This window comes from Acidithrix sp. C25 (assembly GCF_904848545.2).
The window spans coordinates 567,479-589,645 of the sequence record NZ_CAJHCI020000002.1 but is presented as its reverse complement, the minus strand read 5'-3'; the positions used below and the strand labels follow the sequence as shown (position 1 = coordinate 589,645).

17 protein-coding genes, 4 tRNA genes and 3 pseudogenes are annotated in these 22,167 nt (G+C 47.4%); 18 read left to right on the top strand and 6 right to left on the bottom strand.

The features are described from left to right. The first annotated feature begins 4 nt into the window (after window positions 1-4). Both ACIDITHRIX25_RS95715 and ACIDITHRIX25_RS95710 read left to right on the top strand, forming a co-directional pair. On the top strand, window positions 5-1,504 hold the full coding sequence (locus tag ACIDITHRIX25_RS95715) for an L-aspartate oxidase (RefSeq protein WP_200891222.1): 1,500 nt from the start codon (window positions 5-7) through the stop codon (window positions 1,502-1,504). A 257-nt stretch (window positions 1,505-1,761) separates the two neighbouring features. Continuing rightward, on the top strand, window positions 1,762-4,368 hold the full coding sequence (locus tag ACIDITHRIX25_RS95710; RefSeq protein WP_052605361.1) for a pyridoxal phosphate-dependent decarboxylase family protein: 2,607 nt from the start codon (window positions 1,762-1,764) through the stop codon (window positions 4,366-4,368). 123 nt (window positions 4,369-4,491) lie between these two features. Here ACIDITHRIX25_RS95710 and tnpB read toward each other — a convergent pair. Both tnpB and ACIDITHRIX25_RS95700 read right to left on the bottom strand, forming a co-directional pair. Then, window positions 4,492-6,097 (bottom strand): annotated as a pseudogene (tnpB, locus tag ACIDITHRIX25_RS95705) (IS607 family element RNA-guided endonuclease TnpB). After that, window positions 6,094-6,659 (bottom strand): annotated as a pseudogene (locus ACIDITHRIX25_RS95700) (IS607 family transposase). Before ACIDITHRIX25_RS95700 ends, tnpB begins: the two co-directional pseudogenes overlap by 4 nt. Before the next feature lie 195 nt (window positions 6,660-6,854). Between ACIDITHRIX25_RS95700 and ppk1 the strand changes: the two are divergent. The 6 genes from ppk1 (at window position 6,855) to ACIDITHRIX25_RS95670 (ending at window position 12,989) form a co-directional block, all read left to right on the top strand. After that, window positions 6,855-8,960 carry a polyphosphate kinase 1 gene (gene ppk1, locus ACIDITHRIX25_RS95695; RefSeq protein WP_201733209.1) on the top strand — a complete coding sequence of 702 codons (2,106 nt, stop codon included), beginning with the start codon at window positions 6,855-6,857 and terminating at the stop codon, window positions 8,958-8,960. After that, window positions 8,960-9,655: a CYTH domain-containing protein gene (locus ACIDITHRIX25_RS95690; RefSeq protein ID WP_052605329.1), complete on the top strand. Its 696-nt coding sequence runs from the start codon at window positions 8,960-8,962 to the stop codon at window positions 9,653-9,655. The genes ppk1 and ACIDITHRIX25_RS95690 overlap by 1 nt, the downstream gene beginning before the upstream one ends. A 294-nt stretch (window positions 9,656-9,949) precedes the next feature. Then, on the top strand, window positions 9,950-10,165 hold the full coding sequence (locus ACIDITHRIX25_RS95685; protein ID WP_052605330.1) for a helix-turn-helix domain-containing protein: 216 nt from the start codon (window positions 9,950-9,952) through the stop codon (window positions 10,163-10,165). Window positions 10,166-10,174: 9 nt separating this feature from the next. After that, entirely contained in the window at window positions 10,175-11,173 is a 999-nt protein-coding gene (locus tag ACIDITHRIX25_RS95680) for an RNA-guided endonuclease InsQ/TnpB family protein (protein WP_213333447.1), read from the top strand. 724 nt (window positions 11,174-11,897) lie between these two features. Then, the gene (locus ACIDITHRIX25_RS95675; protein WP_201733207.1) at window positions 11,898-12,179 is read left to right on the top strand and encodes a hypothetical protein; all 282 of its coding nucleotides are present in this window, start codon (window positions 11,898-11,900) and stop codon (window positions 12,177-12,179) included. A gap of 45 nt (window positions 12,180-12,224) precedes the next feature. Beyond that, window positions 12,225-12,989 carry a class I SAM-dependent methyltransferase gene (locus ACIDITHRIX25_RS95670; protein WP_201733206.1) on the top strand — a complete coding sequence of 255 codons (765 nt, stop codon included), beginning with the start codon at window positions 12,225-12,227 and terminating at the stop codon, window positions 12,987-12,989. 37 nt (window positions 12,990-13,026) lie between these two features. On the opposite strand, the gene ACIDITHRIX25_RS95665 is transcribed toward ACIDITHRIX25_RS95670, so the two are convergent. After that, on the bottom strand, window positions 13,027-13,758 hold the full coding sequence (locus ACIDITHRIX25_RS95665) for an NYN domain-containing protein (RefSeq protein WP_052605334.1): 732 nt from the start codon (window positions 13,756-13,758) through the stop codon (window positions 13,027-13,029). A gap of 1,011 nt (window positions 13,759-14,769) precedes the next feature. After that, window positions 14,770-14,842 (bottom strand) — tRNA-Arg (locus tag ACIDITHRIX25_RS95660). Between the two features lie 176 nt (window positions 14,843-15,018). On the opposite strand from ACIDITHRIX25_RS95660, the gene ACIDITHRIX25_RS95655 reads away from it, so the two are divergent. Continuing rightward, window positions 15,019-15,096: transfer RNA gene (locus ACIDITHRIX25_RS95655), tRNA-His, on the top strand. Window positions 15,097-16,136: 1,040 nt separating this feature from the next. Next, window positions 16,137-16,211 (top strand) — tRNA-Lys (locus tag ACIDITHRIX25_RS95650). Between the two features lie 225 nt (window positions 16,212-16,436). Here the strand turns inward: ACIDITHRIX25_RS95650 and tnpA are convergent. Then, window positions 16,437-16,856, bottom strand: a complete 420-nt coding sequence (tnpA, locus tag ACIDITHRIX25_RS95645; RefSeq protein ID WP_201733588.1) for an IS200/IS605 family transposase — start codon at window positions 16,854-16,856, stop codon at window positions 16,437-16,439. Between the two features lie 31 nt (window positions 16,857-16,887). On the opposite strand from tnpA, the gene ACIDITHRIX25_RS95640 reads away from it, so the two are divergent. Next, the gene (locus ACIDITHRIX25_RS95640; RefSeq protein WP_201733205.1) at window positions 16,888-17,754 is read left to right on the top strand and encodes a transposase; all 867 of its coding nucleotides are present in this window, start codon (window positions 16,888-16,890) and stop codon (window positions 17,752-17,754) included. A gap of 18 nt (window positions 17,755-17,772) precedes the next feature. Beyond that, window positions 17,773-18,015 (top strand): annotated as a pseudogene (locus ACIDITHRIX25_RS95635) (zinc ribbon domain-containing protein); the annotation flags it as partial. Between the two features lie 152 nt (window positions 18,016-18,167). Here ACIDITHRIX25_RS95635 and ACIDITHRIX25_RS95630 read toward each other — a convergent pair. Next, a complete protein-coding gene (locus ACIDITHRIX25_RS95630) occupies window positions 18,168-18,722 on the bottom strand; it encodes a hypothetical protein (RefSeq protein ID WP_201733204.1) in 555 nt (184 codons plus the stop codon). Between the two features lie 227 nt (window positions 18,723-18,949). On the opposite strand from ACIDITHRIX25_RS95630, the gene ACIDITHRIX25_RS95625 reads away from it, so the two are divergent. The 6 genes from ACIDITHRIX25_RS95625 (at window position 18,950) to ACIDITHRIX25_RS95600 (ending at window position 22,157) form a co-directional block, all read left to right on the top strand. Then, on the top strand, window positions 18,950-20,425 hold the full coding sequence (locus ACIDITHRIX25_RS95625) for an exodeoxyribonuclease VII large subunit (RefSeq protein WP_201733203.1): 1,476 nt from the start codon (window positions 18,950-18,952) through the stop codon (window positions 20,423-20,425). A gap of 24 nt (window positions 20,426-20,449) precedes the next feature. Further along, window positions 20,450-20,677 (top strand): exodeoxyribonuclease VII small subunit, encoded by a 228-nt coding sequence (locus tag ACIDITHRIX25_RS95620; RefSeq protein WP_201733202.1) that lies wholly within the window; start codon window positions 20,450-20,452, stop codon window positions 20,675-20,677. 144 nt (window positions 20,678-20,821) lie between these two features. Next, a tRNA-Arg gene (locus tag ACIDITHRIX25_RS95615) sits at window positions 20,822-20,892 on the top strand. A gap of 136 nt (window positions 20,893-21,028) precedes the next feature. Beyond that, complete coding sequence (locus ACIDITHRIX25_RS95610; RefSeq protein WP_201733201.1) at window positions 21,029-21,478, top strand: nitroreductase family deazaflavin-dependent oxidoreductase; 450 nt, start codon at window positions 21,029-21,031, stop codon at window positions 21,476-21,478. Window positions 21,479-21,630: 152 nt separating this feature from the next. Continuing rightward, window positions 21,631-21,774, top strand: coding sequence for a hypothetical protein (locus ACIDITHRIX25_RS95605; RefSeq protein ID WP_160291776.1), 144 nt, complete (start codon window positions 21,631-21,633; stop codon window positions 21,772-21,774). Between the two features lie 191 nt (window positions 21,775-21,965). Further along, complete coding sequence (locus ACIDITHRIX25_RS95600) at window positions 21,966-22,157, top strand: hypothetical protein (protein ID WP_201733200.1); 192 nt, start codon at window positions 21,966-21,968, stop codon at window positions 22,155-22,157. Window positions 22,158-22,167 lie beyond the last annotated feature (10 nt).

The following is a 22,167-nucleotide window of genomic DNA, read 5'->3' as shown; positions in this document are numbered from 1 at the left end:
GTCTGTGTTTGAAGAGATTGAAACTGACCTTTTGATTATTGGAAGTGGCGTAGCGGGAGCCTATGGAGCTTTGCTGGCCTCTTCGATGGGCGCTAGGGTGATGCTTGTTACGAAGACCGAACTTGTCTCTGGATCCACTCAATGGGCCCAAGGCGGTATTGCGTTCCCTGATGGCCGAGATGATATTCCGTCGCACCTCGAGGATACCCTTCGTGCTGGTCGTGGCTTGAGTGACCCGACGGTAACGCGGGAGATTCTTGGTGAATCTCTGGAACATCTGGCGCTACTCAAGGAGTTGGGTATGGACTTTGACCCTGAGCTGGCACTAGAAGGTGGACATTCACGACCGAGAGTCAAGCATATCGGAGGCGATCGTTCTGGTCTCTTCCTCTTGAAATTTTTGCATAGCAAACTTATTGGCCGAATAACCTCGCTAGAGCGCCACTTTGTCGTTGGTCTGAGAGCGGCAGAGGACGAGTCTGTCATGGGCGCTTGGGCTTTTGGTCCTAATCAAGAGTTGATAAAGATTACTGCAGCCTCGGTAGTCCTTGCCACAGGTGGCTCAGGCCAGCTCTTTTCCGTTACAACAAATCCCCCAGAGGCAACTGGTGATGGCATAGTGCTTGCATTGAAGGCAGGCGCCACCATCAGAAATATCGAATTAGCTCAGTTTCACCCTACGGCACTTATGGATGGTTCTCTTATCTCTGAGGCTTGCCGAGGCGAAGGTGCCATATTGCTCAACAAAAATGGTGAGCGCTTTATGACTCGTTACGACCCTTTGGGTGAATTGGCACCTCGTGATGTTGTTGCGCGTGCAGTAATCAATGAAGAGCGCTCAAGTGGTGGTGTCTTTTTAGACCTGCGTCCAGTGGGAGACCTTGCGAACTCATTCCCTACGGTCTATGCCTCTTGTGTTGACCTTGGATTAAACCCTCTGTCGTCGCCAGTGCCGATTTCGCCTGCTGCCCACTATCAAATGGGTGGAGTAAGCACCGATAGTCACGGAAGAACTACCGTTGCTGGCTTGTTTGCTGCAGGAGAAGTCGCAAGCACTGGACTGCACGGTGCGAATCGCCTAGCGTCAAATTCACTGTTAGAGGGGCTGGTAATGGGTGCAAGGGCAGCTAGAACAGCTCTAAAGGAACTCGAGGTTCCCGGGCATTGTGATGATGCCCCTCCTTTTGTTGGCGGTCTTGACCTTTATTTGCGTCCTCAGATTCAACAGATTATGACCTCCTGTGCATCGGTTTTGAGAAATGGCGTTGAAATTCAAGACGGCAGGAGACGGTTGAACCTTTTTGAGTCATTTGAAACCTCACTTCCAAGTGAGGTGGAGACCCTGAATCTGCTAGAGGTAGGAAAGTTAGTCCTTTCGGGTGCGCTGGCAAGACAGGAATCTCGAGGTGCTCATTATCGAGAGGATTTCGATCATCTCTCCAGTATTGCATTTCATGTCGATCAAACTAAGGATTCAATCTCTTTAGTTCCATTTGGAATTTAACCAACTCATTGGTGTCTTTGGGATCGTCACAATAGAAAGATAAAGTCGTATAATTAGAAATCTTCGGCGGTAAATTCTCGCTTTACCAGCCACCATATCTTTGGTATCTTGGTAAAGGTTTTCATTTTCGTCTCTGGTGGTCGAAAATTGCGCTGAGATCTTAAAAATATTATCGTTCGTATCCGAATGGGACTCCATATGCTATTAGAGTTTTCTAGAGCTTGCATATTTGAATGGTTTTGTGGGGGTATGGCTGAATGTCAGAGATTTCAAAGGAGAATTTTCTCGCGTATTTTCCAGGTCCAAAGGGTGAAAACTCGCAGTTTATAAAGGAACTTTTCGGGACGGTCTTGGATGATTATTTTCACTGGAGGCGCAACTACTATCCGTCAGATCCCACGGTTATCTCCCCGTCCGAGGCGCATGATTTCATCGACGAACGGAGTGATCTTCAAGAGCGTTTGAGTGAGATGCTAGGGCGACTACGACGGAGTTTCCCATTTTATTCTCCTCGTTATATAGCTCACCAACAGGGAGAGACCACTATTCCCGCCCTGGTCGGTTCTCTTGCTGGTCTTTTGTACAACTCAAACAACGTCACCTCTGAGACCGGAGCAGTGACTCTTGAATATGAGATTGACGCCTGTAATCGGCTGCTTGGAATGATAGGATTTACCCCTCCTCCCGATCCACCTCGGGTCGTCACCCAAGCTTCTTTGGACGAATATCACAAGATGCTCTCATTTGAATATGCTTGGTGTCATTTGACTTCCGGGGGAACTGTCGCCAATATCGAATCGCTTTGGGTGGCTCGAGCTGTAAAGTATTTTCCGCTATCGGTGCGTGATACCGCAATCGCGCGGGCTCTCGAACTCAAAGTTAACGTCATCGGCGAAGATGGCCTTGTTGGCATGCGAAATATTTCTGAGGTTGACCCTCAAGAGCTGCTCAATATCGAACCTAGTGAGTCATTGGCTTTGATCTCTAGATATTTAGAGGCGATAAAGCAAAAGATGGGCTCTCCCCGAGGCCAGGATGGCCCATCAGATAATGAAATTGCTGATATGGCATGGCGCTTTTTGGAGAGTGATTCCAAGTACAGCCTTGCTAATGGGATGGCGCGTTGCTTAGTTGACTTCCCGCCTGCGATCTTTGTCTCTGGAGCAGCCCACTACTCAATCTCAAAGGCGCTTGATCTCTTGGGCCTTGGCAAGGACTGTTTGGTCCCAGTTGAGATGAATTCGACCTTTCGTTTAGATATCAACGACCTTGAGTTGAAGATTCTAGACGCGACCAAAAAGGGGCGAATTCCGCTTTGTGTAATTGGAATTGCTGGTACGACAGAAGAGGGTGCGATAGACCCTGTCGATAAGATTATTGAGTTGCGACAAAGAATGCAAACAAAGGGCATCAGTTTTTGGGTACATGTGGACGCTGCCTGGGGAGGGTTCTTTAGGACTTTGCTCATCAAGGCGGCCTCTGAGCGCGTGATCGACGATTTGAACTCTTTGGTTTCAATAGCGTCTTTGGAATTATTAGATGGCGAGTTCGAGTTATTGGTGTTCGAAGTTGATGAGGTCAAGCCGACAATAACAGATCATTTTGTCGAGAAGGTCGTTCGTTTAATCCAAGCACTAGATGATCTTTTATTTGGCGAAGGTGATAGCGACGTCTTGTTCTTGCACTACTCATCCTCTGCATTAGAGGCCTTGGCTGGTCGGGAACTAAGTTCGGTTGCAACTGCGCTGGACTTGCTCTTATCGGTTGTCAATCAATTGAGAGATGGTGACGCTGACTCCAAAGGAACTGCGTTGCCTCCAGATGACTTGGGTAGTTGCGCTTCTAGTGAGATGGTTAGCGATCTTTCGGGAGAGATTGAGCTTGTTCTCTCTAACTTCGACTACGAGAGAAGGAGGGAAGCTCACTTTCACAAGTCGGTTGAGGTGGCCTTTTCAGATAGCGCGATCGTTGGGGCGATAGATGCAATTGCACTAGCGGATTCTGTCACCGTAGATCCCCACAAGATGGGGTATGTGAATTACCCATGCGGTGCAGTAGCATTTCGAAATGACTGGGTCAGACTACTGGTTAGACAAAAAGCGCCTTATATTACTTCGGTTGCAGATGCAAGAATATTACACCTACCTCCAAGACATCTCGTCGAGACGGCCAAGCCGGGAGATCGGGCCAAGGTAGGGTTGATAGCAACCGAGGCCTTTGCCCCCTACACTCTCGAGGGTTCACGCCCCAGCTTCCCAGCTACCGCTCTTTGGCTAAATACTGAGTTGATTCCATTGGATCGGCTAAATCATGGCAAGATCGTGCGATCGTCGTGGCTCGCAGCAAGGGAACTCTTTGAATGGCTGTCGAATTTAAATGAAGCGCTAGACGCCACAGGGATTCGACGAGACTTTGAGGTGCTCACTTATGCAAGGGAAGATGGCAAATCCAAGCCGCCAGATACAAATATTATTATCTTTGGGGTTAGAGCCAAGGGGGATCGTACTTTAGAGGGTATGTGCGATCTTACAAATCGGGTCTATAAGCATTTTTCAATACAGGCTGAACATGGTGAAAGGGAGTACAGCTACTCGCAACCCTTCTTTCTCTCCAAGACGACCTTTGCCCAACCAGCCTATAGCTACCCGACGATGAGAACTTTTATTGAGGCGGCCGGAATCACTGATGGCGAGGCATCGTATCGCCGAAGTGGGGTAGTGGTTTTGCGTTCGACCGTTATGAATCCCTACCTAATAACTTTAGCTAAGCGACGACGAGTAGAGATTCTTCGAGAATTTATTCTGGAGTTTAGCCGAGTGGCTCAGATGGAGACGGAAAAACTTATCCAAATGCCTCTTGGGTAATTGATCGACTTTGGTGGCCTCGGGGCTAAAAGGCGAACTTAGTTCTGTGAATTAAATGCTGGCGCGAAAGCCCTATTGATTGATGGCTAGCAGTCCGTTGCATCTGAATGATAAATGGTGAGTCTACTCACTAGATGCACCTTTTTCAAGGTTCTTCCTTCGGGCTTCATTCTCACTCGCCCGAGGGTCGTTCTTGCCTCTTTGAGCACCGCCAGTATTGCTAGCGGTCTTACGTTCTCTCTTGCGATGATGAGTCATCCCATCGTCGCAACTGCCGCCTGTACCAAATGGCCTGGGAACGGGCAGGGCGCTGGACCCAACTGGCCCACAACTGATAACCGACCAGTCACGGATATTCAATGAAGCATTCTCATCTCGATCCACCTCAACATGACAAGTATCACAGATAAGTCTCTTTGCGAGCTTTGCACCCGTGAGTCTGCCTGTGCAGTTGTGGTGGATTTGCGACGAGGGAAAGAAGCGATCTACAACGACTACCTTGACTCCGGCACTTATCGCCTTATAGGTAAGCGTTGGTTTGAAGGCTCCGAGTCCGGCATCAGATACCGAACGGCGCAATGCCCGTCTTCCCATACTTCGACCCATGGCAGCGATGTTAAGGTCTTCAATCTTAACTTCGCTGTAGTTATCCACCAGGTAACAGGTTAACTGATGGATACTTTCACGACGGACGTATACGGCTTTACGGTCTAACTTGACAAGCTTGGCTTTCGCTTGCCTGTGACCGTGTGATCCGGGTATCCGTCGGGTGAGATTGCGCCCAACCCTACGACGCTCATTCATGGTAGCTCTGAGCGGAGCGGGGTTAGGAATAGCTGTTATGCCGCCATTGCTGTCTGCGATAGTAGCAAGTGACCTTAGTCCTAGATCGACACCGGCGCGCGGGTCTTTCTTGGACATAGTTGCAGACGGTGGAGTAACTACGCTTGTCTTGATCGCGAGCTGGCAGGAGACGAACAACCGACCCCATCTCTGTGATAGAGTGCGCTTGAGTAGACGAGCATTGTTCTTAGCTAGGTGACGCTGTATTCTGCGCGTGTTCTCCATAGAGCGTAGCGCACCTATCATCGGCAGCACGATTGTTCGATGATCGTCCTCAAAACCCATAGTGCCAGTCGTAAAACGTACTCTGTTGCGGTCTTTTCTCTTAGACTTGAACTTCGGGAAGCCGACCTTTCTACCCTTTCGTCTGCCGTGTTTAGAGCTAGACCAGTTAGATAGCGCGCGAACTAGGTCAGCTATACCAGAGGCATACGCCTCTTTGGAGTTATCTCCCCACCAGGGCGCGACCTCGTTCTTCTCCTGGTTCCACCGTTTAGGAAGAGCCTCAAGAGTCCACGGTGTGGATGGGTAGCTTACGTCTGTTCTCTTGGCATCCATATCCGACTTGACTTTGGCTAGTGCCCAGTTGTAGGCGACTCTTCTGGCTCCGAAGTGAGACCAGACAAGAGAGGCTGACTGCGGGTCTTTTGGCCACTCGACCTCAAACGAAGCCCCTGTGACCGTCCAACCAGTCGGAACCTTCTCGCCGGTATCGTCACATAACTGCAAATAGTACGCTGACTGACTCTAACTCATCTCGGTATTGCTCGAAATCTCCGGTGAGCGATACTTTCCTTGTTGGGTTACCTTCGTCAAGAAGAACCTTACCTCCGGTGAGATCGGATACTCTTTGAGCCTGTGCTTTTGTCCGCATTATCGCGATCATGAGCACACCGCATCAATAGCACGCTGAGCTTTGTTAGCAGCCGAACTGCGACCGTATAACCGAGCACACAAAGACGTGAGTAGTTCCGTGACATCACGCACTAAGTCATCGTCTACCTCGGCTGGATCTACCACAACCAATTTCCTGGACTGAGCCTCAAGTGCAGCCTCTATATATTCAGCTCCAAACCGGCAGAAGCGGTATCTGTGCTGTAGCAGAATCGTGTCTACTGTTGGGTCTTTAAGTAACGACAGAAACTTTCGCCTATGTCTGCGAAGTGCCGAACCAACTTCGGTTACTACGCGATCTATTGAGTACCCGTGCTCTGTAGCCCAAGTGAGAACTCTGGCAACCTGGCGATCTAAGTCTGATTTTTGATCTGCAGAAGACACTCGTGCATATATGACGGCAGACTTAGATACGGACGGTTGAGACTCTAGATCTCCCACCAATATGAGTTGCCCTACTTTAGCGCAGGGACAGGCAGAGTACCGGCACGATACCGCTTATATGCCGTTTGAGGATGTATACCTTGGGACAGCGCCCACTCACGCAAGTTCATTACATATCGTTATGGAACATCTCTGCGTCAACTGTTGCAACCCTGTCTTTAATTTGAAGTTTCATCGCAAACCATTCACTAGCTTTTCTGTATTTTCCCCTTGTAATTACCATTGCTTGTTGAATTAATCGTGCAAACAACAGCAATGGTCCTTTTGTCGCGCGTAGTACCTCCAAAGACCATAACCTTATAGGTATGGACGGATCATCGAATGTCGCGGAGCTATTGGGACCATCTCGATTCGTTAATCGAGAGCTCTCATGGGTTAGATTTGCGGAACGGGTTATAGAGCTTTCCGAAGATAAGCAATTACCACTTTTGGAAAGAATCAAGTTTCTAGCTATCTTTTCAAGTGGTTTGGACGAGTTTTTTCAAGTTAGGGTCGCCGGATTAAAGGATCGGCTGGCCGCTAGTGTTCGTTCCAAGAGTTCGGATGGAATGAGTACCCGAGAGCAGCTAAAAGCGCTTAGGGCGCTTTTGAACCCACTTCTAGAGCGGGTTGGGATCGTCTATAGGTCGCAGATCCTCCCGGAGCTCAAGGACCATGGCGTGGAGATATTGAACTTTGGCGATCTCGGTGAAGATGATCGCCAACGCATGGTTCAAGTCTTCAATAATAGGATATTTCCAGTTTTGACACCTTTAGCTGTGGATCCCGCCCATCCGTTCCCCTACATATCAAACCTCACGTTGAGCTTGGTCGTGGTCGTAACGGATCCGATCTCAAAAGAGTCACGAATCGCTCGAGTTAAAGTGCCTCCAATCTTGCCTCGGTTCGTTCCACTTGACGACTCGACTCGATTTGTCACCCTAGAGAGCATTATTGGCGCGCATCTCGATCGACTCTTCCCAGAGATGGAGATTGGCCACCACTTTTCCTTTAGAGTAACGCGAAATGCAGACCTTTCGCTTGAAGAGGAAGAGGCGGACGACCTTCTTGAATTGGTTGAGATTGAACTTAGGCGTCGGCGCTTTGGGCGCGCGGTGAGGGTCGAAATCTCTCAGGGTGCACCGGCTTGGATCAAGGAAGTTATCATAGACGAGTTGAGGCTTCATAGAGATGACGTCTATGAAGTTGACTTTCCTCTAGATCTCTCAGGGCTTTGGGCTGTCTATGACATTGATATTCCAGAGATCTCTGGACCGCATTTTTCACCAGTTACCCCCGTTGAACTCGTTGAATCGACTGCCTCGCGTAGGGTCAATGTCTTTGATGTATTGTCGTCCCAAGATATATTGTTGCATCATCCTTATGAGTCGTTTTCAACCACGGTTGAAAACTTTATCGAAGCGGCTGCAGTCGACCCGAGTGTCCTGGCAATCAAGCAGACGCTCTATAGGACTTCAGGTGATTCAAGAATTATGGCAGCGCTAATTAGGGCTGCTGAAGCTGGAAAGCAAGTTGCAGTATTGGTAGAGCTAAAGGCGAGATTTGACGAGCAGGCAAATATCTCATGGGCAAAGCGACTTGAGGAGGCAGGGGTACACGTTGTCTATGGTCTAATGGGTCTCAAGACTCACATAAAGGCAGCCTTGGTGATTAGGGCCGAAGAGCAAGGGAGCAGAATTTACTGTCATCTTGGAACCGGCAACTACAACTCAAAGACTGCTCGTGCCTATGAGGATTTAGGCCTTTTGACTTCGAATCCCGAAATCGGACGAGACCTTGCCGAGGTCTTTAATCTCCTCACTGGCTTTTCTCGCCCCGGACAATATCAAAAGATGATATTGGCCCCAGCATTTTTGAGGTCGCGGTTGATAGAGCTAATTGACGAACAGGCTGAACGAGAAGATGCTGGTAGGATCATTATCAAGGTGAACAATCTGACTGATCCAGCTATTATCGACGCACTCTATGCTGCGTCGGGGCGTGGCGTTAAGATCGACATCATTGCACGTGGGATCTGTTGTCTTCGTCCTTTGGTTCCGGGTTTATCCGATAACATCATCGTCAAATCTATCGTCGGGCGATACCTAGAGCACTCCAGAGTCTTTGCTTTTGGGGGTACTAAAGAGAATCCAGTGAGAATCTGGGTCGGTTCGGCAGATCTCATGGAGAGGAACTTGGATCGACGAATCGAGGCGATATTTCCGATTGAGGCCGAGCTAGACAAGGCGCGAATTTTGGATATTCTTCGCCTTAATTTAGATGATGACATGTTCTCTTGGTCCATGGATTCGTCAGGTTTTTACGCCCGCATGGAGACCAAGGTTGGAATCTCGGTGCAAGATCGTCTTTGCGAACTTGCGACCGAAGAGGCAAGACGTACGCAATCGTCGTCTATCGAGACGATTTTTTGATGGATATTCCTGAAATAGGGGGAGCTTTGAATACAGAAGACGAAGTGAAGCTCGAGGTGGAGATCGACTATTCTCCACCAAGACTCACTATTGGTGAAGGTTTGGACGAGATTGAAATTCTTCCAGAGGTTCATACCTATACGCTGTATTTTGATTCATCTGATGGGGCTCTGTCGAATGAAAGCATGGCGTTGAGATTTAGGTACCGCCTTGGTGTTGATCATGCCTCGACATTAGGTGGTCGTATCCATCCCGAAGGCGATCAGCTTGGAGTTTGGGCGTTGAAGACCAAGGGCGAAGTTATTGAAGCTGATGGCGTTCGAACCACCTCAAGAATAGAGATTGAAGATCGTAGCACCTTTTCGGAGATGCCCGGAAATATTGTTCACGCATTTCCATTAGTAGCTGAGAAGTTTGGTTCGCTTGTATTGGTGGCTGCTCTGGAGTCACGGAGAAATAGCCACATTATAGGCGCACGGGGCTCTAGGCTTATTGAGATCGACGACGATATAGTCAATGTTATCGATCTATGTCAACCTTCTAAATCAAAGCTTACCTTTCGGGAGATCGAGCTTGAGTTGCTGGACAAAAGTGCAGTTGCCTTGCGATCGACTTTAGTCTCATCATTCCTTGAAGCTGGAGCGAAATATGCTAGCGCGGGCTCCAAACTAGAACGTGCGATATCCGGCTCTTAGGCTAAATCTATCACTTGTAGTTCGGCGAAGTTCATCTAGGGGCGTTAATGCGTCAAGGACAAGGATTCGGATCTCTACTAAAGCCCAGACAAGTTGTCAGGTCGTCGATAATTGTATTTTGGTGCGTTACCGCGACGCTTTATTGTGGCATATTATTTTTATCAAAGCGCGCCGGAAAACCCCGTCCGTAAGGGCGGGGATGAATAGGCGCAGTTCTCTTTGCTTAAAGGACTCAATCTGTTTGTTGACAAGTCCAACTAAAGTCCAGCGTGCATTTGGTCGATAGGTATAGATATGAGCATTCGAGAGCGCTTGTACCCAGAGGATGAGGAACTACCCATTCTGGTACAACACTGCTCCGATGCTCGTTTTGTTTGGAATCTTGGCCTCGAACAACGCAACTTATGGGTTAGGGGTAGGTCACAAAAGATCACCTACAACACCCAAGCTAAGGAACTCACCCAAGCCCGCAAAGAGACTTGGTTAGAAGAGGGTTCTTCTGCAATCTAACAACAAGCCTTGAGAGACTTAGACCGTGCTTTTCAAAACTGGTGGGGAAGGCCAGATCACTTCAAGCGACCGACATGGCGTAAGGCTGAGATAAATGAGGGCTTTGCCATACGGGACTTATCCGTAAAGAGACTCAACCGTAAGTGGGGCGAGGTATTAGTCCCAAAGTGTGGATGGGTGAAGTTCCGTGTTAGTCGTAAGTGGCTCGATATAGAAAACTCCACCTCTGCACGAGTAACTAAGGATCGCTCTGGTAGGTGGTTTGTTAGCTTTACCGCTCCAGCCTCTCAGATGGATAGAGTCTCTACCGGTTCTTCTATTGGGATCGATATGGGCATCTCTTCTACAGTTACCTTATCCAATGGCGAGCAGATGCAGATGCCAGAGCTACTAACCAAAGGCCAGCTCCAGAGAAAAAGGAGACTCCAGAGAAAGCTAGCTCGACAGAGCAAAGGATCTAACCGTAGAAAAGCTACCAAGCTAGCCATAGCCAAGCTATCAGCTAGGGAAGTAGATCGTCGTAAGGATTGGATCGAAAAGACAACAACCAAGTTGACCCATGACTATGACACAATTGTCATAGAAGATCTAAAGATCAAGAACATGACCAAATCAGCCAAGGGGACAATTGCCAACCCTGGCAAGAACGTAGCAGCCAAGTCCGGCCTAAACAGATCGATCCTGGAACAAGGCTGGGGGATCTTTAGAAAGAGACTCAACGACAAAGCTACCAATGCTCAAGTGCCAGTTAAAGTAACATCTATCAATCCTGCATATACAAGCCAGCGTTGTTCGGTATGTGGCAATACGATGAGAAAAAACCGCAAGAGCCAAGCGGTCTTTTCTTGTCAATCGTGTGGTCATATAGATAACGCTGATGTAAATGCAGCTAAAAACATAATTGCCGCAGGGCTTGCGGTCACAGGACGCAGAGGGATATTGCAGGCGAAGTCTGTTTCGACTAAGCAAAGCAACCCGATGAAGCGTCAACCACTTATACCTGCATAAAAGCAGGTATAGGAAGCCCCGTCCGTAAGGGCGGGGAGGATGTCACCGTTTTGATCTCTTTTTGACCTATTTTTTTCGCTGTAACTTCGCCTTGCTGGATAGAGGGTAAGTTGAATTTTCGGCGATTGTGGTTTTTGGATGGTACGGTCTTGTGGTGCCTTTGGCCTACTGAGTGAAATCACAGAGATAAAGTCCATATACCCATGATCGTGGCAATCATCTTGGTGAAGAGTTTATCACAAGAGGTCATGGCAGAATAGCGGTACTTTGATTGGTCAGTCTAGGCTCTGCGGTGAAAAATTTGAAGAGATTCAGAGTCTTTCTTTGCGGTTAGTACTAGTAATGCGAAGGGTTTTTGAGGTCTAATGGGCTTTGTTCCGAGTCATTTCTTGTTGATGAACAACGCTTTAGCAGCGCGAAGGTTGCTCGAGGTGGCAATACTCGCTAAGTTGGTTGGGTACCATCTTTTCGACCATAAGCTTTTGTAAGAGTGAATTTGCCATTAATAGTTTCATGATTTAATAAGGAGCCAGACCTGAAGACTTTCAGCTCTTTACGATGGATATTCGTTCCCTTCTTGGTTGCGCTTTTATGTAGTTGTGGGGTATCGTCCACAATCTCAAGCACATCCAATGCAGCTACTCAAGCCATCTCTCTATCAAAATGGATAACTCAATATGGGATTCCGGATGTTTCTCAATTGAATTCAAATTTAGGATCGATAGTGAGTTCAGTTTCACATGGGAATATTCCACTTACAGCGAGTGGCTGCCTGAAGCTGGAATCTAAAGTATCAAAGATGGTCTCTCAACCTGTAGCACCAGAAAGTCCGCTCTCGTCGGATTGGAGCAGGACGCTCTCTGACGCGAAGGATTTTGCCGATTCTTGTAGTAGCGCTTCATCTTCTAATTTCGCCACCAATGTTCCTAAGATGGATAAGTCTATTCAGTCGTTGACCTCGGATATCGCGAGGATAACCTCTGATTTGACTCCCAAAGTTGGTTGATTGGCAAAATCTTCTCCATGGTTACGAAAGGACTAAAGCGTTGTTATGAGCGAGTCGCATTATCGGGATCAGCAAGTTAAGCTCGGAAAAAGTTTTGGCGCAGTCGCGGATCATTATGGGCGTGCGCGCCCTAGCTATCCGATTGATTGTATAGATCCAGCTACTGTAAAGGGTAAAAAGGTCGTTGAAATTGCTGCTGGTACCGGAGCTCTTACTAAGCGTCTTAGCAGCTTGGACCCGGCATTATTGATTCCAACGGACCTTTCTGTGCAAATGCTTCAGGACTTGCAGCGGTCCAAGCTAAAGGTCGAACCTTTCGATATGGTTGCGACTAAGGCAGAGGACCTTTCGTTTCCAGACGGTATGTTTGACACGATCTTTGCCGCCCAAGCTGCGCATTGGTTTGATATTGATAGATCCACTAGAGAATTTTCGCGTATTTTAGGTAGTCAGGGCAAGCTCGTTTTGATATGGAATATCCGTGACGGCAGTGTCCCCTGGGTAAGTGATTTTGACAGAGTTGTGGATTCCTATCAGAATCGAATCGTTATCGCTAGAATCGTTGAAGAAATTACGGGTACAAAGCGGTTTTCAAGCTTTTCTCGCACAAAAACTCCATTTGTGCATCGTCTTGACCCGGAGTTGGCTCGGTCGTTGATAATGAGCTTTTCGCCGGTATCCACGCTTGATTCTGTGGATCGAGAACGGGTTGTTGAAGCCGCGCTGGGTATCCTCATGGATAATTTAGATAGCGAGGGAAAGATCTCAATTCCATATGTTGCCAATGTATACACTTCGACGGTTTTGTAACCAAAGGCACTTTAAGCTAGGTTTTCTCATTCTTCTATTACGGGCCGATAAATATTTCAAGGCACGACTCAGGGTCTTTTGCTTCAAGGTCTGCTATGAGCTTTGAAAGAGTAAAGACATAATCTGATTCTTCGGCGAGACGACGGGAATAACCCAGAAATCGTTTTTCTCCGTTTCGATCTTCCCATTCTGCGCGCTCGGAGATCAATGCCACACGGACGTTACGACAACTGAGCCGCTTGAAAAGAGGCACAAAGTCTTCGTCACCGGTAAAGACCACTACGGTATCGATCCCTCGCTCGAGGGCTGCTTCGTAAGCTGTTAGCGCCAGCCATACGTCAATACCCTTTTCAGAATGCGTTCCGTTGCCCTCCGTTACTCGGTAATAATGAGGCACTATGCCCGCATACATCAAATTGTCTTCGACGTACCTTTCGCTTTCTAGGATTCTCACATAGCGATCGTCTTCGCCAAGTGCGGCAATCTGGGGCGTCTGGTATTCGTCGCCCATAATTTGACGTGGCGATTGGATTGGCCGAGCGAAGTCCCTTAGAGATTTGGTCGAATAACGTCCTTTGAAAAAATGCGCCTCTACGATCTGGTAGGAGCTAGGGGAGAGTCCGTTTTGCATTGCAAGTTGCCGAGATATCAAATCTTGGAGGCCGTTTAGGTTGATGAATTCACCCTTCGAATGAGAGAAACGATAATATCTGTTTACCTTGTCAAAAAAGGATCCATCGTAATAAAAACCGACGCGCAGCTTGTTCAAATTGTTATCCGTTCTATCGCTTGAATTATTTTAGCATCATTTATCGGGATTATAAACTAATTGATCGTGGCGCAAGCATCACGCAAAAGTGATTTTTTCATAATCATTTGACCTATTTTGTAACTTGATCTCTGCGATAGTTAGAATACTGGTGACTTGTCACAAGGTTGTGTCTTCGGGCGCAATCGAGCCACTTCTCATTCCACTATCTGTCCTTTAAAAGCTTTGGATTTGGATTTCACTTGAATGGTCGACCCTCCCAATCAAATCAGCTTCAAGCAATTCGCCAACGCTTGGCAATCACGCTCAGCTTCTATTGGGCGAGCCAGATGGCCTATTGATTTAGCGGTTTCCTATTGGGTGTGGTCATTCTAGTTTTTTGAACGGCGTTCGTTTGATCAAAAGCCAGTTTGTGCATTTTATGATGGATGATTTGATTTGAGATAAAGCTTAATTTGGAGGCCCGGGGTGTGGCATTGTCCCGCTACTGAAAGATAAGCGGCTTTGAAGGGAAGGTTTATACGTGGAACTATTACGGATTCAAACGACCATTGTTTTAAAATCCTGCTAAAGAAGGCAACGTTTTTGGGTTTTTGAGGTTTGGTTTCCCAGCTTTACGTGCGAATCGAAGAGGTATTTTGTTATGGTCTTGGCCCTTCCCAAGGGGCCAAGACTCCGTCGAAATCCAAGGCACAATAATCTAGCTGGTACAACTTTTTGATGGTTTCTTGGTACTAATGGTGGTTCGTGTCTACTTCGATCATTGGAAATAGTTGATGCGGTAAGGGTAAAAGTCAACGGAATCCGAGGACTCTCGCCTCTTGTGGTTGTAATAACAAAGGGCATTTGCTAAAGGGCGGGATTTTAAAGGATGCGCTTGACTTTCCACGGAACTTTTCCTATTTGTGTATGAAATTCGTCTTTGCAATTGTCTTGTCTGATTCGTCTATGCAAGCTATGACAAAGACGAACCTGGATTCATTTGTGATCTTTCATTCTAGGAAGAAGTTGCGCCCCCGGTAGGAATCGAACCTACGACCCACTGCTTAGAAGGCAGTTGCTCTATCCGCTGAGCTACAGGGGCGAAAATATAAATCGGTCTATAACTTTAGTCGAACGAAACGGGATTTTAGGACGCTGTTGAAGAGGATATTTTATAGTTGATTCCAGATAACTCAACAATAATTTATCTTACGGGAAAGTGTAATGGCTTTTTCGGATCTAACATTGCCATTGCCGCGCTAAACTAGTACTTTCTTGGTGGTCGTAGCTCAGCCCGGTTAGAGCGCCAGGTTGTGGCCCTGGAGGTCGGGGGTTCAAGTCCCCTCGATCACCCCAAGTTGAGACTTCTCCTACGTTTATATCGTTGGAGAAGTCTTTTTGATGTTAGCCAAAGTGTTTGATGCCGCTTTGCTAATCTAAATTCCAGATCGCCGAAGATCGTCATCTCTGTTCGTGACCGAGGCCGTGGTCTGTAGGTCCTTGTTGGCGAGCTATCTATTTTCCTTTGCCGACGGATCGAAGGCTTGCTAAAATCAATTTTGCTGACAGTTTCTCCTTCTCCTAGCTTTTTGGGACCATCAAATACTCCCTCTCTTTGGCCATTCGAGAGGTACGGCAGGTAGTGGAGATAGCTTTTTTAGGTGAGAATCAATATTGAACGGGGCGTCAGAGAAGCCAATCCATTTCAATGCGTTTATAACGTGGTGAGATTTAGGGTACGCCCAAACAGTGGGAAATTTAGAGGAGGTGCTTGCTGTCTTGGTTGAGAAATTCGGCTGATGCTGGATGAAACTCGATTTAAGCGATGCCCCCTTGCTCATTCATGACCTCTTCGAATGTCGCATAAAAAGGGAGAAGGCGAATTGAGGTCATATTTTGATTTGCGCAAAGTCAATGGTCAAATATCTTTGCCGCGCATCTCTAGGTTATCCTTGTTGATAGCCCGCAATCGCATCGTCTAAGGGCGACAAGTCGGGCAGGGTTGAGTTCTAAGGTTTGAGGTGCATCTCGTTCTGCTATGTCAGCATAAGACTGTCCCAAAATGGGGCCTTGTTTAAACGGGCGCCCATGGGTTATTAGAGCGCGACCATTAGGTGAATCTTTGAGGTGAAACGCGATTGAGAAGTGCTCTGCTCCTTGAGAATGGCCACTTTGCGTAGCGAAATGGATATTTTTTATGGAAGTCCAATTAAGCCACAGTGATCTAAGCATTAAGGTTGCTTGATAAGTGAATCACTGCCTTATCTAGTGAATCTCTGATTATATCCCATAGTCGATGAGTGCTTGTTTTTGTTGACCAAAGTAATTTTGAGATGCGAATTTTGATAATTCCGCAGTGTGATCACGGTGTGGCTGCTAAATTGATAGTTCCAAATGCGCTTCTAGCTCAACGGCAGAGCAACGGACTCTTAATCCGCAGGTTCTGGGTTCGAATCCCAGGGGGCGCACCATATTTACGCTGTTTAGAGCCAATGAACTTTTAGTTGGTGGACAAGATCAGGCAAAGCAAAGCCCGACATTGCGATAATTATGGCTCAAATCCCGTGCACGTGTCGTCAAAGTTCCTCGCTTAGTTGGGCGACACCGATAGTCGCTCGACAACCCAGTCGGTTAGTGTTTCATCAGATGCGCCGGGAACCCCCGTCCTTGCGGGCGGGGAGGGATAGTCGTACACATTAGCTCGGCCTCCGTTGGTTTTCTATATACGTGCGCAACACATCTAGACTTGCACCTCCCGCAGAGCCCACAAAGTACGATGGCGACCAGAAGTGTTCTTCCCATAGATACTTCCTTACTTGTGCTGATCTCTGCGTGCGCAGCATTCTGGCTGATACGCCTTTGAGAGAATTAACTAGACGAGATAGCTGTACGGTCGGTGGATACTCGATCAAGAGATGAACATGGTCGTCTTCGCCGTTGAACTCGATTAGAGATACACCAAAGTCCAAACAAACCTGCTCCATTACTGTTTTACAGACATCCAGTAGGTCACCATTAAAGACACCCCTTCTGTATTTGGTGACAAAGACCAAATGTGCATTTAGGGCGGAGACTACGCTTCTACCTCGACCAAATTGCTTAGGAAGTGTGCTTATTACTGTTAATGGCCATTGAGAACTGCAGGTTGTGAGCAAGATAGTCGTGCCGATCAAGATTAATGCAAACCGCAAGATAACGGACGACTTAGGAGCAACCCTGCGACTGTGCAACGCCACTGCTAACTACATATCCACAGTCGCTTGGGAGACTAGAGAGTTCTCTAGGTTTGCTATCCATCGCTTAACCTACTCCAAAGCCAAAGAGGAATTTCGCCTTGGTGCCCAAGCCACGGTGAGAACAATCGCAAAGGTAGCAGATGCCTATAACTCTGGGGACAAAAAGTTTAGACGCACGCGCAAGAGGCAGTTCTCGTGGAGTTCAGCCCAGCCATTTGATGCAAGAAACATGTCTTGGTGTCTTGAAGCTAAAACGCTCAGTATATGGACAATTAATGGACGAGCTAAATCAGCACCGTTTGTCTGTGCTGATTGGCAGCTAGAACTTCTGAAACATACTCAGATCGCTGAGAGTGATCTAGTGTTTCGCAAAGGATCGTTCTATGTCTATGCAACCATTGATGTAACTGATGAGATCATGAACGAATCCCCAGATGGGTTCTTGGGCGTAGATCTTGGCATCATCAACATCGCCACCCTGTCAGATGGAACCAATTTTTCAGGCAAACACCTGAATCATGTTCGTAATCGCAATATGAAATTACGATGCAAGCTACAAAAGAAGGGAAGACGATCTGCAAAGCGCCTACTGATAAAAAGATCAGAATGTGAAGCTAGATTCGTGAAAAACACAAACCACTGCATCTCCAAGAAGATTGTTACTGAGGCTAAACGCACCGGCTACGCAATTGCCCTAGAAGATCTCGAAGGCATCCGTAATCGGGCACGGTTACCAAAGCCACAGCGAGTAGCACTCAATTCTTGGGGACTTCACTAGCTTGGATCATTTGTTCACTACAAAGCAATCCGCGTTGGTATCAAAGTGGTCTATGTTGATCCCGCCTATACCAGTCAGCAATGTTCTGCTTGTGGGCATGTAGACAAGAAAAACCGCCCTAATAGGGATACTTTTCTTTACACCAGTTGTGGGCTGTCGCTGTCAGCCGACTGGAACGCAGCTATTAACATCGCCAAGCGCGCATACGATAGCTGGGTAGTGAGTCACGCTACCGAACGCAACACAGGAGAGGCCGCATGAGCCCATATACTGCGCAACTAACGTTGCCTCGTTTAGGCGAGCCTAAGCAGTTTGCCTCTTTCTGTGATTTGCAAGCTCGGTCCTTCAGGGCCGAGAAGTTGACACCAACCTTGTCGCCTGCTATTGCTACCATCATCTTGACGGTTGGATTGTCAACCCCGAGGTGCTAGAAAAAAGATCCCCGTAAAGGTGTTAGCTATTCCATTTACAAAGTCGTGGAGCACGGCTATGTACTTTAAACCGTTGGCTGAAGTGAGTTGCATTCGAACAAAGCGGGACGAGAATTGGGTCACGTTGCCGCGAAGGATATAATTTTTTGCGGTTTGTACCATTACGTTTGAGGTTCTTAGGGTTAGGGTCCCAAATGGCGTTGGTACACCATCAACTGCCAATCTGAATTTTGAGTTTGGATCTTCGGCGAAAGTTCCTTTGAATACAACGGAAAGGTCTCCAGAAAAATTGGGGAGACCTACCGAGACGGAACCAGATGTTCTGTATTTGAGGATATTAGTTCGATGAGTCGTGGCTGTCGTCTTGATCTTTTCGGGAAAGTTCGCCTTCGGTTGTGCCTCGATCTGGACCGGATTGATTTGGGTGTCCGTGGAAGTCCCAAAGCCATTATATGTTACGAAGGTAAAGCCCAACAGTAGGATGACTAAGACTATAGTCCCTGCGACCAACCCTTTTTGCCTTAGACCGTTTGTCACGATTTCCTTCCGAGGTGGCGATTTTGGAGATCTTTCTCGGTTGTCGTCTTGTAACGATGACTTCCACAAGACTAGATCGACTAAATTATGCTAATCCTTAGCCAATGGATACTAAAGCCTTTTCTGGCAAGATTCTAAATAATCGTGATTTGCTTTCTTGTCATTATTCTACATGTGCACGCGTTGTTGTTCCACGCGGAGATGTTGGACCCCATTAGGATGTGAACATGTTGAGCAGTGAAATCGGCACCTATAGCGTTGGCTCTCTTTTGGATACGTCGAAAGCGTTATTGTCCAGCTTAGGCAGTTCGCGCGAACCATTTCGAGTCGAAGGTTTTGTATCTTTTAATGCAACAACCGCAAAGTATGACCAGATGTATCTGAGCTTATGTCAATATGCGGATCGGAATTCGCCCGTAGGTAAGCCCATTGCCAAGTTAGACGCGGTGATTTTTCAGAGCCAACTGAAATCTATCAAGGCGTCACTTGCAACCGCCCAGATGGCTCTGGTCCCGGATCTTAGAGCGGTCTTTTTCGGTCATATTGATATCTACAAGCCCTTTGGCAAGCTTCAGCTGGTCATAGTTGGTGTAGATATCGAAAGGACTCGTCAGATAGCTGAAGGCGCAAAGGATTTACTCCGGCGTAGATTGAAAGAAGAAGGTATCTTCGATCTTAATCGAGGTTTGAAAGCACCTTTAGTTCCTCTTCGAATCGCATTGGTTACATCTCGGGGTTCAGCTGCTGAGTCAGACTTTGTTACGCGTTTGGATCGCACGCATTATAAATTTTTGGTGACACCATTCTACGTGAATACCTCCGGTCAGAATGTTGCGTTCTCGATACCGGAAGCCATGGCTCGAATAAATGAGCGGTCGCATGATTTTGACATCGTCGTCTTGGCTAGAGGTGGCGGTGATCACGTGGACCTGGCTAGTTTTTCCCTTGAAGGGCCGACCCGCTCTGTTGCTACTTGTAAGGTACCGGTCTGGGCCGCAATTGGCCACTCAACCGATGATGTATTGGTTAATGAAGTGTCGAATAAGGCACTTTCTAACCCTAATGATGCCGCTAGCGAGCTTAATCGAATGGTTTTTACCTTCCATCTGAGATTAAAAGAGGCAGTAAGTAATGCTAATAGCTTCGCGCAGGAGCGGATTGAAATCGCTCGAAGTGCCTTGGTGACTCAGAAGTACATGGTCTTTGCCGGTGCCTCGCGGCAACTTGGTGGCCATAAGCAAGCGATCTCTCGTGCGGGTTGGAATTTAGGAGTGGTCGCTTGGGACTCCATCGGTGAGATCTCGAAATTGGTAGCTAGCGCAGGCGAAAGGGTAGCACTTGGTCGAGATGATCTTTTGAGACATTCTCGTGCTTTACTTGAGAGCGCATCGTCTCAACTGGACTGGAACCTTGTCGAGAGGATGGTAGATGATCCCAAAAAGGCCCTAGCGCGCCTCGATCGAGATCTTCTGTACGCTTCGACTTCCTCTATAGAGAGATTTCGTTCACAGCTGTTATCTGCCACCCTCCTGTTGAATTCAATTGATCCGAAATCTATCTTGGCGTTGGGATATGCAATCGTTGAGGTTGAAGGTAAGGTGGCAAATGAGATTTCTAAGATACGGGCTAAGGGCAAGGTTACAGTTACCATGAAGGACGGCAAATTTAATGCAACGGTCTCTAGCGTTAGCTCGATAAATTAGGTAAGGGAAAGACGAGAGTGAACCATGACAGCTGAAAATACTCCAGATGAGATTTCATTCGAGGCCGCGATTGCCGAGGTTGATGCGCTTGTTAAAAAGATTCAAAATCAACGTTCTCTAGATTCTCTAGTTGCGGATGTCAAGCGCGCCAAGGAGTTGATTACCATGTGCGAATCGAGGATCCTGGCCACCGAATCTGAGCTCGAAGATATTTTAGGGGTTGATGGCGTTCATGCCTCTGATTCGCAATAGGGTTTGCCAAGATATGACTTTTTAATGGTCAGATGGCATTTTCTTATCTCACCAAGGCGTTGTTCGGTCTTGATTCGCGTGCTATGAGTGTAATCTATAGTGGTCCACTTTTGCGGAGGGATTAGATCTTTCTAAGCGGGCATTGCCCCGTAGCTCAGGGGATAGAGCATTGGTTTCCTAAACCATGAGCGCAAGTTCGAGTCTTGCCGGGGGCACTATCTAAAAGCACAAGGTTGAAACCTTGTGCTTTTAGATTTCAGCTGCAAGTTGGGCTAAATCAATGTATGTGGTTTTGTGGATGGATCGCGCGAGAGTATCGACTCACCTAGTGGTTTCGCATAGTATCTATTCATGCCACTATATGGAGAGTACGAAGCCAGTCCGAGTGATTGGGTTAGAAATCAAGTAGAGACCTATGAAAGCTCAGAAGGTAGACAAGGTAATACTTTAGGTGAATCGAACCTACCTGTCGTGATAGTTACAAGCCTCGGTAGTCGATCGGGAAAGATTAGAAAGACGCCATTGATGAGGGTGGAACACTCCGGCCAGTACGCATTGGTGGCCTCAAAGGGCGGATCAAAGGATCATCCACTTTGGTATCATAACCTCAAGGCAAATCCTGGTTTGATAATGATCCAAGATGGCTCAAGGGTGCTTGACTATCGGGTCGAGGAGGTCTCTGGTGAAGAAAGAGAACTTTGGTGGGCTAGGGCTGTCGAGGCTTTTCCACCATATGGCGAATATGCAACTAAGACTTCTCGGTTGATTCCAGTATTCGTTGCAATGCCTTTGGATCAATAGGCCGCTTTGACTCAAGGGCTCTTGGGGCAGGTCTTTTTGGAATCGCCTAGTAACTTTGGACTGATCCAGCGGCATCTTGCACCCAGAAGCTTTTACTCTTGATGTAGTGATGTGGATCTATCGCATCGACTTGTTTGATCGCTGGGCACTTTTTGCGAGATGACGGTTTGGCCCAAAATGGTCGGGCTCTCTTTGAGGCTCAAGGGCGGCAATTTGAAGAGGCCGCCAAGGGTACGTTGCTTGCCGTAAAACTGAGTAAAAGCCCAGATGATGATGGTCTTATCACCTTTAGATGAATATACTTTGAGACCTGGTTGAGCGAGATGGATGGGTCTAGGCTTTGAGCGACAGTTTTCAAGGGCAGCGAATGTTCAAACAGCTGGACTGATTTGATTTGGAAGTTTTTTTATCGTTGCCTCTCGAAGGGTAGAGGAGGATCTGAGCGAGACCTCCTGGTCCAGCAGTTAGGTGGATCCCAGAGTGATCGATGGTCACATTAGTTACAGAAAGTCCGCTAGCAGATAGCAGTTGGCTTTGGATGTGGTTTGATATCGAGGCGGCTTTAATTGTGGCATCCAAATCAATTTTGTTTGCACTAGGACAGACTCCGTTATGGGCAAGTTTAACCCCGGCAAATGAGGCATTCGGAGTAATATCTGAGATTCGGGCTGTTTTGTAGGTATTGGTTG